Source organism: Enterococcus sp. DIV0691 (assembly GCF_051711145.1).
Lineage (GTDB): Bacteria > Bacillota > Bacilli > Lactobacillales > Enterococcaceae > Enterococcus_B > Enterococcus_B hirae.
In genome coordinates, this window is record NZ_JBIOLY010000001.1 from 758,066 (window position 1) to 769,580 (window position 11,515).

Genomic DNA, 11,515 nt, shown 5'->3' on the forward strand with positions numbered 1-11,515 from the left:
TGTATTGATAAAAAGTTGGCACGGTTCTTGCTTTTATATAAATGTGCCAATAGATGGTTATACACACAGAAAATGAGAGGGGTTTCTGTGAAGTAGTTTAACAAAAGGAGATTTGCTGATGGATATTCGGTTAGCGCGTATAGATGATCGTTTGATCCATGGACAAGTTGCAACGGTCTGGTCAAAATTGACCGGCGTGGAACGCATCATTGTTATTAGTGATTTAGTAGCCCAAGATAAATTGAGAAAGTTTCTTTTAAAAGAAGCTGCTCCACCGGGAATCATCGCAAATGTGATCACGGTGAAAAAAATGATTCAAGTTTATCAAAGCGGTTTACTAGCAACGACGAAAGTGATGCTTTTATTCACTAATCCTCAAGACGTTGAGAAAATTGTCTTAAGTGGTGTACAGCTGGATTCATTGAATATCGGTGGGATGAGTTTTTCTGAGGGGAAGACGATGATTACAAATTTTGTGTCAGTCGACCATAAAGATATTGCATCGTTCCAATTCTTGAATCAGCAAGGTGTAGAATTAGAAATTCGCAAAGTACCCGCAGATAGAAAGATCCTTTTGATGGAATTACTAGCAAAAGCCAAAAAGGCATAATATTGTTGTTGGAAAATGGTCAAATTCATCTGTTGTAATGGTTAGCAATTATTTTAATATTTGATTTGTTACAACAAAAAGAAGTAGGAGGTATAAATATGGTAGGGATTATCCTTGCAAGTCATGGACAATTTGCTGAAGGTATCTTGCAATCAGGTTCAATGATTTTTGGCGAACAAGAAAACGTCAAAGCAGTCATTTTAAAACCAAGCGAAGGTCCAGATGACTTGAGAGCCAAATTAGAAGAGGCTGTTGCTTCTTTTGATAATCAAGACGAAGTATTGTTCTTAGTTGATTTATGGGGCGGAACACCGTTCAATCAATCAAACACATTGTTTGAAGAACACAAAGACAAATGGGCAATTGTTAGTGGTTTGAACTTGCCTATGTTGATCGAAGCTTATGCGTCACGTTTTTCAATGGAATCTGCTCAAGAAATTGCAGCACATATCATTGAAACAGCAAAAGATGGTGTGAAAGTGAAGCCAGAAGAGCTTGAACCACAAGAAGCACCAAAAGCAGAAGTTTCTGATGGACAACCTAAAGGTGCATTACCTGAAGGAACAGTAGTTGGCGACGGTAAGATTAAATATGTTTTAGCACGTGTTGACTCACGTTTATTACATGGTCAAGTTGCTACTGCATGGACAAAAGCTGTTCAACCAAATCGGATCATCGTTGTTTCAGATGCTGTATCAAAAGATGATTTACGTAAGAAATTGATCGAACAAGCTGCTCCTCCAGGGGTTAAAGCAAACGTTATCCCAATTTCTAAAATGATCGAAGTTGCTAAAGATCCAAGATTTGGGAATACAAAAGCTTTGCTATTGTTTGAAAATCCTGAAGACGTGTTGACAGCTGTTGAAGGCGGCGTTGACATCCAAGAATTAAACGTAGGTTCAATGGCCCACTCAGTTGGGAAAGTTGTCGTAAGTAAAGTTTTATCAATGGGTCCTGAAGACGTAGAGGCATTTGAAAAACTAGAAAGCAAAGGAGTTAAATTTGATGTACGTAAAGTACCAAATGACTCTCGCGACAATATGGACGAAATTCTTAAAAAAGCTAAGTCTGAATTATCTAAAGCATAATTCAAAAAACTAATATTTATAGGAGGCTTATCATGTCTATTATTTCAATGATTTTAGTCGTATTCGTTGCCTTTCTAGCAGGGATGGAAGGGATTCTGGATGAATTCCAATTTCATCAACCTCTAGTGGCATGTACATTAATAGGTTTAGTAACAGGTAACCTTGAAGCAGGTATCGTATTAGGTGGTACTCTTCAAATGATCGCTCTTGGCTGGGCAAATATCGGAGCTGCTGTAGCACCAGATGCTGCATTGGCATCAGTTGCATCTGCAATTATTTTAGTATTAGGTGGTCAAGGTGTTCGAGGCGTTCCATCAGCTATTGCTATCGCAGTACCACTTGCTGTTGCTGGTTTGTTCTTAACAATGATCGTACGTACAATCGCTGTTCCTATCGTTCACTTGATGGATGCTGCTGCTGAAGAAGGTAACATCCGCAAAGTTGAAATGTGGCACATCATTGCAGTATGTTTACAAGGTATCCGTATTGCAATTCCTGCTGGAGCATTATTATTCATCCCAGCTCAAACTGTTCAATCTTTCTTAGAATCAATGCCTGCATGGTTAACAGACGGTATGGCTATTGGTGGGGGAATGGTTGTTGCTGTAGGTTACGCATTAGTAATCAACATGATGGCAACTAAAGAAGTATGGCCATTCTTCGTTATCGGTTTTGTTGTAGCTGCAATTACTCAATTAACATTGATTGCCCTAGGTGCTTTAGGTGTTGCTTTAGCTCTTATCTACTTGAACCTTTCTAAAATGGGAGGCTCTTCAAATGGTGGCGGAGGAAGCAACTCAGGTGACCCTCTAGGCGACATTTTGAATGACTATTAATCTTGAAGGAGGAAAATAAAAATGGCAGAAGAAAAAATTACTTTATCTAAAAGAGACCGTTTAGCTGTTGCATGGCGTTCTACCTTCATTCAAGGTTCATGGAACTATGAACGTATGCAAAATGGTGGTTGGGCTTTCTCAATGATCCCAGCAATCAAAAAATTATACAAAACGAAAGAAGAGCGCACAGCAGCTCTTAAACGTCACTTAGAATTTTTCAACACACATCCATATATTGCTTCACCTATCTTGGGTGTTACGCTAGCATTAGAAGAAGAACGCGCAAATGGCGCTCCTGTTGACGATGTAGCGATCCAAGGGGTTAAAGTTGGTATGATGGGACCTCTTGCTGGTGTTGGTGACCCAGTATTCTGGTTTACTGTTCGTCCGATGTTAGGAGCTCTTGGTGCTTCTCTAGCAATGGGTGGTAATATTCTTGGACCAATCATCTTCTTCTTAGGTTGGAACATTATTCGTTGGTCATTCATGTGGTATACACAAGAATTTGGTTACAAAGCTGGTTCTAAAATCACAGATGATTTATCTGGTGGATTATTGCAAGACGTAACAAAAGGTGCATCTATCTTAGGGATGTTCGTATTAGCCGCCTTAGTACAGCGGTGGGTATCGATTAAATTCTTGCCAGTTGTATCAACTGTTAAGTTAGATAAAGGTGCTTACATTGAGTGGGATAAATTACCTGCTGGTGGCGAAGGAATCAAGAGTGCTTTTGAACAAGTAAACAGTGGTCTAGCACTTAGTCCTGAAAAAGTAACAACTTTACAAGATAACTTAGATCAATTGATCCCAGGGTTAGCTGCTTTAGCATTGACATTACTATGCATGTGGTTATTGAAGAAAAAAGTTTCTCCAATTGTCATTATCTTAGGTCTATTCGTTGTCGGTGTAGTTGGCCATGTTGTTGGTCTTTTATAATAAGAATCTAGCTCGGGCGTAGCCCCGAGCTTTTTTTATCAAAAAGTGGATGCTGCTTGAGATTTCAACATTGAAACGATAGTATACTAGATAGATAAAATAATAGGAGTGATTAAATGGTTCAATCAATCAATACAAAAGTTGATTTGGTAATTGATGCCACTGCGTTTACTGGTTTGACTGATTATGGGAAAATCATGATTGGAGACCGAGGATTCGAATTTTATCATGCAAGAGACACTCGGAAATTTGTTCAAATCCCTTGGGAAGAGATTGATTACGTCATCGCATCCGTTATGTTCAAAGGAAAATGGATTCCGCGCTATGCCATTCAAACAAAGAAAAATGGTACATATACATTTTCTTCTAAAGAACCCAAAAAAGTACTTCGCGCTATCAGAAAATACGTAGATCCTAGTCGTATGGTTCAATCCTTGAGCTTTTTTGATGTAGTGAAACGTGGTGTCAAAAGTATCTTCAAACGCAAGTAGAAAAACACGAATGTATGCTCTTCGCAGCATGTCATTCGTGTTTTGTTTTGTGTTTCGCTTTTTCTTTTGTGTGCGGTGTCATTATCTAGGTCAGCTTCAACACTGGTTCAATCATTTGCTCCTAATAATTTTCCTATGCTAGAATGAAACTGTAAAGAAGGAGGTTATTAGTATGGGTTGGATATGGACTTTAATCGTTGGTGCAGTCATCGGAGCCATTGCTGGAGCAATTACCAGTAAAGGAAATTCTATGGGGTGTATCACAAATATCATTGCTGGATTGATTGGTTCAAGTATCGGTCAAGCAATTTTTGGTAACTGGGGACCACATGCAGCTGGTATGGCACTTATTCCATCAATTTTAGGCGCAGTTATTTTAGTGGCAGTTGTTTCATTCTTTTTTGGGAAACGATCATAATCAAATAGATTAACGCTTAGCCAATAGTTTTGCAGATAGAAGTAAATAGTTAAGGCAGATCTGAAACTGATTTGTCTTAACTATTTTTGTTTTACTAAGTTTATTAAGAAAATTTGTTTTATCTGCTGTGTCAGAAAGAAAATTTGCTATAATAGAAAAAAGAGAGTAAAGAAAGAAGGAATTTCATTTATGATGCTACGAGTAGAAAAATTGCGTAAAAAGATGCAAGAAGAAAATTTAGATTCATTTTTGATCACTAGTCCATACAATCTTCGTTATTTGACTAATTTTACTGGTACGACAGGCTTAGCGGTCATCACATTGGAAAAAGCCTTTTTTATTACTGACTTTCGTTATACCGAGCAAGCAGCAGCTCAAGCTCAAGGATTTGAGATCATCAAAAATGTAGGACCGATTTTTGAAGAAGTAGCTGACTTAGTTCAAAAAGAAGGACTACGTGAACTTGGTTTTGAAGAAACAACTGTTTCCTTCTTAGAATATTCGGTATTAGAAGAGATCATTGATGCGCAACTGATTCCTATTTCGGGCATGATTGAAGAACTTCGAGAAATCAAAGACGAAGAAGAAATTGCGATTATTGAAAAAGCTTGTAGTATTGCAGATTTGGCATATGACCATATTCTCAAGATGATTCAACCGGGAATGACAGAGATCGAAGTTGCCAACCAATTAGATTTTTATATGCGTTCACTTGGAGCGTCAGGTGTTTCTTTTGAAACAATCGTTGCTAGTGGTTTACGCTCAGCTATGCCACATGGAGTTGCTAGCAAAAAAATCATTGAACAAGGCGATTTGATCACAATAGATTTTGGATGCTACTATGAAGGTTATGTTTCTGATATGACACGAACATTTGCGATTGGTGACCCAGGAGAACAATTAAAAGAAATTTATCAAATCGTTCTTGAAGCCCAACTAGCAGTTCTGGAAGTAGCTAAACCAGGAGTTACCGGTAAGCAACTAGATGCTGTAGCTAGAGATTACATTACGAAACATGGTTATGGCGAAGCTTTTGGACACTCAACAGGACATGGAATTGGCTTAGAGATCCATGAAGGACCCAATGTTTCAGTTCGAGCTGAGAAACAATTTGTTCCAGGAAATATTATTACCGACGAACCAGGCATTTACTTACCAGGTATCGGTGGCGTTAGAATCGAAGATGATTTATTGATTACTTCTGATGGAAATCGCGTGTTGACGCATTCACCAAAAGAGTTGATTATTTTATGATGAGCGTAGCCTAAAGCATCATTCACTCAGACTTTGTTATAGAAAATCACTTGATTTAATGATACACTATAGAAGACAGCAAGCTTTGAAAACAAAGCGTAATTTGTTTGAGAAAAAGACTCTCAAATAGGCAAGTGAACAGTTTACCTTTATACGTTTCGAATGAAGAATAAGTGAAAGAACGGTTCATTCGTAGGCAACAATCTGTGTAGAGGCAAAAGGAGGAATAGATAAAATGGCAGAGGACAAAAATTTAGTTTTGAATGCGACTCAAGAGCTTGGTGAAATTGTCATTGCGCCAGAAGTCATTGAAGTGATTATTGGTATCGCTGCTTCAAAAGTAGAAGGCGTTTATGGGATGCGTGGAACATTTGCCAGCAATGTAACGGAATTATTAGGGCGTGCAGCGCATGGTAAAGGGGTCTATTTAGTAAATGATGAAGATGGGTTAAAAGTAGATCTTTATTGCTATTTAGAATATGGGGTTTCTGTTCCCAGAGTAGCGATGGAAATGCAAGAACGCGTGAATCAGCAAGTTCTTTTCATGACAGACATTGCTTTAGCAGAAGTCAATGTTCATGTGGTAGCAGTCGTACCGGAAAAACTAGAACAACCAGCAATTGAAGAACTTTTTGAAGACGAAGAGGAAGAAAATGAATAAAGAATTATCAAGACACGAAATTCGTGAAATGGCTTTACAAGCATTATTTCCATTAGATTTTAATGCTGATTTGACCAAAGAAGACGCAATTTTCCATGCAATTGAGTTGGATCACAAAGAAATGATCAATGAAGAGGAGTCAGAGTTTGTTCCTGTTTATTTAGATACATTGGTTGGCGGTGTGTGTGCGAAAAAAGGCGAATTAGACCAAACCATTGAGAAGCACCTCAAAGGAAACTGGCGCATCAATCGTATCTCTAAGATGGATTTGATCATCTTGCGTATCGCCATCTTTGAAATGAAGTACATTGAAGATGTACCATCCGCAGTCGCATTGAATGAAGCCATTGAATTAGCCAAAACTTTTAGTGATGATCAATCACGTAAGTTTGTCAACGGTGTATTATCTAATGTTTTAAAAGAGATTGAAGCTGGGGCATAGTCCCAGCTTTTTTCTATGAAAACAAGGAAACGGGTTCTAAAAGCTTGTTTATCTATGGTAGAATGAAAGCACAAAAAAATCTGGGAGTGATCGTATGGCAGAATTGATTAATGGAAAAGAACTAGCTGAAAAAATGCAAGCAGAGATTGCGATAAAAGTGAGCGAATTAAAAACAAAATCGATCTCCCCCGGATTGGTCGTTTTATTAGTAGGAGAAAATCCAGCCAGTCAGGTTTATGTACGTAATAAAGAACGTTCCGCAAAATCAATCGGGATCCATTCAAAAGTTGAACGTTACCCAAGCACGATCTCTGAAGAAACGTTGTTAGCTGAAATCGAAAAATATAATCAAGACCCAAATTTTCACGGGATTCTTGTTCAGTTGCCATTGCCGAAACACATTGATGAAGAAAAAGTCTTATTAGCAATTGATCCTAAAAAAGATGTAGATGGTTTTCATCCAATGAATTTAGGACGATTATTAGCTGGTAACCCGGATAAGATTCCTTGTACGCCATATGGCATCATGAAAATGTTCGCAGCTTATGATATCGATTTGGCAGGGAAGCGGGCGCTGGTAATCGGACGTAGCAATATTGTAGGGAAACCAATGGCACAATTATTATTGATGGCAGATGCTACAGTAACGATTGCTCATTCAAAAACGGCTAACCTTGCTGAACTTGCAAAAGAAGCTGATATTTTAGTCGTAGCGATTGGGCGAGGCCATTTTGTTACTAAGGAATTTATCAAACCAGGCGCAGTGGTGATCGATGTTGGTATGAATCGTGATGAGCATGGGAAATTAATCGGTGATGTAAAATTTGATGAAGTAGAACCTTTAGCAAGCTATATCACTCCAGTCCCTAAAGGAGTAGGACCTATGACGATTACGATGCTGATGTATCAAACCGTGCTGGCTGCTGAAGCAGGTGAGTAGATGACACAAGAATATTTAACAGTAACCACATTAACCAAGTATTTAAAAAGGAAATTTGATGTAGACCCTTATCTTGAAAGGGTCTATTTAACAGGTGAAATCTCGAATTTTCGTTTGAGAGCAAATGCACATCAATATTTTAGTTTAAAAGATGACCATGCGAAAATCTCAGCAATCATGTTCAAAGGTGCATTTCAAAAATTACGTTTTCAACCTAAAGAAGGGATGAAAGTATTAGTGGTCGGACGGATCTCTCTTTATGAAGCTTCTGGTTCTTATCAGATTTACGTTGAACACATGGAACCTGATGGTGTAGGAGCGCTATATCAAGAATTAGAAGAACGAAAAGAAAAATTGCGAAAAGAAGGTCTTTTTAAGCCGGAACATAAGCAAGCTCTTCCACGTTTTCCAAAAAGAATTGCAGTTTTGACCAGTCCAAGCGGTGCAGTTATCCGAGATATCATCACAACTGTCAAAAGACGTTACCCCATCGCTCAACTCGTCCTATTCCCAACGGTGGTGCAAGGAAATCAAGCAGCTGACAATATCGTTGAAAATATCCGTCGTGTTGAAGAACTGGGAGATTTCGACACGATGATCATTGGACGTGGTGGCGGATCGATTGAAGACTTGTGGCCATTTAATGAAGAAAGAGTAGCACGTGCCATTTTTGAGGCACGAACACCTGTGATTTCTTCAGTTGGGCATGAGACGGATACTACTATTGCTGATTTAGCAGCAGATGTACGAGCAGCCACACCGACGGCGGCAGCTGAATTAGCTGTTCCTGTTTTATCTGAAGTATTGTTGAAGCTGAAAGAACGGCAAGCAAGGCTTGAACAGGCCTTTTTGCGTCAAATTCAACGCAAACAAGAACGTTTTGAACGAGCAAAACAATCATATGTTTTCCGTCAACCGGAACGTCTGTATGAAGGACAAACAATTAAGCTTGATCAGTTCAAACAGCGCTTGTTCCAAGCGACACAACAAATTTATCATTTGAAAGAAAAACAAACGGTTCGCTTGAACCATCAGTTGGCACAAGTTGCACCGACTTATCGAGTGAAATCTGCCAAGCAAGAAACAGACTACTTAGAGAAGCGGTTAGCTGAAAAAATGGAACAATATATGCAGAGCCAGCAGCAACGTTTCCAACAAGCGATTCAATCATTAGATTTGCTTAGTCCGTTGAAAATCATGGGGCGAGGATACAATTACACAACAATCGAAGGGCGTGTCGTGAAAAGTGTGACAGAGATGAAGCCTGAGGATACGATCACGATCCATTACCAAGACGGACAAGTGAATGCTACGGTACAAGAAGTAGAAGAAGGAGAATGATCAATATGGAAAATCCGACATTTGAGGAATCATTACAAGAATTAGAAAAAATTGTCATGGAATTAGAACAAGGTGATGTACCTTTAGAATCTGCTTTAGATGCTTTTAAACGAGGAATGGAATTAAGTAAGCATTGCCAAGATACTTTAACTAAAGCTGAAAAAACCTTGACGAAAATGATGTCAGAGGCAAATGAAGAAGTTACTTTTGAAGGAAATGAGGAAGCATAATGAAGTTGGCTGATTTTTCAACGATCCATCTATCTTCTGTAGAAGAAGAAATTGTTTCTTTTCTAAATGACTACACTTCTGATGAACAGTTGAAAGAAAGTATGCTTTATTCCGTTCGCGCTGGAGGCAAACGGATTCGTCCTTTGCTTTTACTTAGTACAGTAGCTGCGTTTGGCGAATCGATCAATACAACAACTTATCAAGTAGCAGCTGCTTTGGAAATGATCCACACGTATTCGTTGATTCACGATGATCTTCCGGCAATGGACAATGATGATCTACGCCGCGGGAAACCAACAAACCATAAAGTCTACGGGGAAGCACTGGCTATTTTAGCAGGAGATGGGTTATTGACAGGTGCCTTTCAACTCATCAGTATGGCTCATTTAGCGAACTCACCAAAACTTTTACTGCTGCAACAATTAGCAATCAATGCGGGAACCCAAGGGATGGTTGCTGGTCAAGCAGCGGATATCGAGGGAGAAACAAAACAATTAACATTAGAGGAATTAATGTTTATCCACGAAAGAAAAACTGGTCGCTTGATGCACTACGCTTTATTAGCGGGAGGAGTATTAGCAAACCAACCGGAGGAAGTTTTAGCTAGCCTACAAAAATTAGCCAGTCATCTAGGACTTGCTTTTCAAATCCGTGATGATCTGCTCGATGTGGTTAGCACGACTGAAGTATTAGGTAAAACAGCTGGTAAAGATGCTAAAATGGAAAAAACGACCTATCCAGGTTTATTAGGTATCGAAGAAACAAAAAGCGCACTTGAAAATGAGATTGATGCGGCGAATCGAATGATTGATCAGTTAGAACAAACGGTGTGTTCATTTGATGGGCAACTTTTACGTCAATTAGTTCAGCAATTCAGTGTATAGAAATGGAGAAAAAAATGGAAAAAGAACGCGTAGACGTTTTAGCAGTCAAACAAGGCTTGTTTGAAACGAGAGAGCAAGCCAAACGTTCAGTTATGGCTGGTTTGATCTATAACGAAAAAAATGAACGTTTCGATAAGCCAGGGGAAAAAATCCCTGTAAGTAGTGAATTACAGATCAAAGGCAAAAAATTACCCTATGTTTCTCGTGGAGGATTGAAATTAGAAAAGGCGCTAAAGGTCTTTGATTTATCTGTAGAAGGTAAAATATTATTGGATATTGGAGCATCAACGGGTGGTTTTACCGATGCGGCTTTACAAAATGGTGCAAAAATGAGTTATGCTCTGGACGTTGGGTATAATCAATTAGCTTGGAAAATCAGACAAGATGAACGAGTTGTAGTAATGGAAAGAGCGAATTTTCGTTATGCCAAACCAGAAGATTTTCAAGAAGGAACCCCAGAGATTGCCGTCATCGATGTATCATTCATTTCTTTACGTTTGATGTTAGTGCCATTACACGAAATTTTAGTTGACGGTGGCGAAGTGATTGCTTTGATCAAACCACAATTTGAAGCGGGGAAAGAAGCAGTTGGCAAGAATGGGATCGTTCGTGACCCTCAAACACATGTACAAGTGATTGAGGATATTTTACACTTTGCTGCGATGCATGGGTATGATGTATTAGATTTAAGTTATTCGCCAATAACCGGTGGAGAGGGGAACATTGAATTTTTAGCCCATTTGAAAAAAGTTTCTGATCAAGGAACGTTATCTCCAGATGTGGCACCTGAAAAGATCGTCCAAGAAGCCCACAACCAGTTTAACCACAAATAATGACGGGCAAGCAATAAAGAAGACAGCGGATTCTTCTTTATTAAGCGTTTGAAATAAGCTATCATAGTAAGGAAGAATACGTAAAGGAGCGAAGAACGTATGCGAAAAAAAGATCGGCATCGTTTGATTACCCGGCTACTAAATGAAAATGATATCAGAAAACAAGAAGAATTTGTGGAGATCCTGAAAAACAAAGGGATTTCAGTGACGCAGGCAACGATTTCCAGAGATATCAAAGAACTCAAACTCATCAAAGTTCCTGCAGCTGATGGAGGTTATCGCTATAGTCTTCCTGCAGAAACTACTGAAGACGTTAGTACGAAATTAGAAAAGTTATTGAAAGATGCATTTGTGGCTGTTGATCAAATGGAAAAATTTGTCATTTTAAAAACTTTACCAGGCAACGCTTCTGCTGCGGCTAATTTAATTGATAAACGATATAAAAAAGAATTATTTTCCATCATTAATGATGACGATAATGTGTTGATGATCACACGAACAGAAGAAGATGCAGTTGCATTGAAAATGGATTTTTTACATTACCTTTGAGT

At 38.7% G+C, this 11,515-nt stretch carries 15 protein-coding genes; all 15 read left to right on the plus strand.

What is annotated here, in order from left to right:
* Positions 1 to 118: 118 nt before the first annotated feature.
* The 15 genes from IGJ11_RS03435 to argR all read left to right on the plus strand — a co-directional run bounded on the left by IGJ11_RS03435 (position 119) and on the right by argR (position 11,513).
* A complete protein-coding gene (locus IGJ11_RS03435) occupies positions 119 to 610 on the plus strand; it encodes a mannose/fructose/sorbose PTS transporter subunit IIB (RefSeq protein ID WP_010719803.1) in 492 nt (163 codons plus the stop codon).
* A 98-nt stretch (positions 611 to 708) separates the two neighbouring features.
* The gene (locus IGJ11_RS03440; RefSeq protein ID WP_010719802.1) at positions 709 to 1,698 is read left to right on the plus strand and encodes a mannose/fructose/sorbose PTS transporter subunit IIA; all 990 of its coding nucleotides are present in this window, start codon (positions 709 to 711) and stop codon (positions 1,696 to 1,698) included.
* Positions 1,699 to 1,730: 32 nt separating this feature from the next.
* Positions 1,731 to 2,534 carry a PTS mannose/fructose/sorbose transporter subunit IIC gene (locus tag IGJ11_RS03445; RefSeq protein ID WP_010719801.1) on the plus strand — a complete coding sequence of 268 codons (804 nt, stop codon included), beginning with the start codon at positions 1,731 to 1,733 and terminating at the stop codon, positions 2,532 to 2,534.
* Positions 2,535 to 2,555: 21 nt separating this feature from the next.
* Positions 2,556 to 3,470: a PTS system mannose/fructose/sorbose family transporter subunit IID gene (locus IGJ11_RS03450; protein ID WP_010738207.1), complete on the plus strand. Its 915-nt coding sequence runs from the start codon at positions 2,556 to 2,558 to the stop codon at positions 3,468 to 3,470.
* Between the two features lie 116 nt (positions 3,471 to 3,586).
* Positions 3,587 to 3,961, plus strand: a complete 375-nt coding sequence (locus IGJ11_RS03455; protein ID WP_010719799.1) for a DUF956 family protein — start codon at positions 3,587 to 3,589, stop codon at positions 3,959 to 3,961.
* Between the two features lie 172 nt (positions 3,962 to 4,133).
* On the plus strand, positions 4,134 to 4,379 hold the full coding sequence (locus IGJ11_RS03460; RefSeq protein WP_010719798.1) for a GlsB/YeaQ/YmgE family stress response membrane protein: 246 nt from the start codon (positions 4,134 to 4,136) through the stop codon (positions 4,377 to 4,379).
* Between the two features lie 189 nt (positions 4,380 to 4,568).
* A complete protein-coding gene (locus IGJ11_RS03465) occupies positions 4,569 to 5,633 on the plus strand; it encodes a M24 family metallopeptidase (protein WP_010719797.1) in 1,065 nt (354 codons plus the stop codon).
* Positions 5,634 to 5,868: 235 nt separating this feature from the next.
* The gene (locus IGJ11_RS03470) at positions 5,869 to 6,294 is read left to right on the plus strand and encodes an Asp23/Gls24 family envelope stress response protein (RefSeq protein WP_010719796.1); all 426 of its coding nucleotides are present in this window, start codon (positions 5,869 to 5,871) and stop codon (positions 6,292 to 6,294) included.
* Complete coding sequence (nusB, locus tag IGJ11_RS03475; RefSeq protein WP_010719795.1) at positions 6,287 to 6,736, plus strand: transcription antitermination factor NusB; 450 nt, start codon at positions 6,287 to 6,289, stop codon at positions 6,734 to 6,736. Before IGJ11_RS03470 ends, nusB begins: the two co-directional genes overlap by 8 nt.
* A gap of 94 nt (positions 6,737 to 6,830) precedes the next feature.
* Complete coding sequence (locus tag IGJ11_RS03480) at positions 6,831 to 7,676, plus strand: bifunctional methylenetetrahydrofolate dehydrogenase/methenyltetrahydrofolate cyclohydrolase (protein ID WP_063626747.1); 846 nt, start codon at positions 6,831 to 6,833, stop codon at positions 7,674 to 7,676.
* Complete coding sequence (xseA, locus tag IGJ11_RS03485; RefSeq protein WP_034698802.1) at positions 7,677 to 9,017, plus strand: exodeoxyribonuclease VII large subunit; 1,341 nt, start codon at positions 7,677 to 7,679, stop codon at positions 9,015 to 9,017. It begins immediately after the preceding gene.
* 5 nt (positions 9,018 to 9,022) lie between these two features.
* A complete protein-coding gene (locus IGJ11_RS03490) occupies positions 9,023 to 9,247 on the plus strand; it encodes an exodeoxyribonuclease VII small subunit (protein ID WP_010719792.1) in 225 nt (74 codons plus the stop codon).
* Positions 9,247 to 10,131 (plus strand): polyprenyl synthetase family protein, encoded by an 885-nt coding sequence (locus IGJ11_RS03495; protein WP_010719791.1) that lies wholly within the window; start codon positions 9,247 to 9,249, stop codon positions 10,129 to 10,131. The genes IGJ11_RS03490 and IGJ11_RS03495 overlap by 1 nt, the downstream gene beginning before the upstream one ends.
* Before the next feature lie 14 nt (positions 10,132 to 10,145).
* Positions 10,146 to 10,964, plus strand: coding sequence for a TlyA family RNA methyltransferase (locus IGJ11_RS03500; RefSeq protein ID WP_010738204.1), 819 nt, complete (start codon positions 10,146 to 10,148; stop codon positions 10,962 to 10,964).
* A 99-nt stretch (positions 10,965 to 11,063) separates the two neighbouring features.
* On the plus strand, positions 11,064 to 11,513 hold the full coding sequence (argR, locus tag IGJ11_RS03505) for an arginine repressor (protein ID WP_010719789.1): 450 nt from the start codon (positions 11,064 to 11,066) through the stop codon (positions 11,511 to 11,513).
* Positions 11,514 to 11,515: the final 2 nt, after the last annotated feature.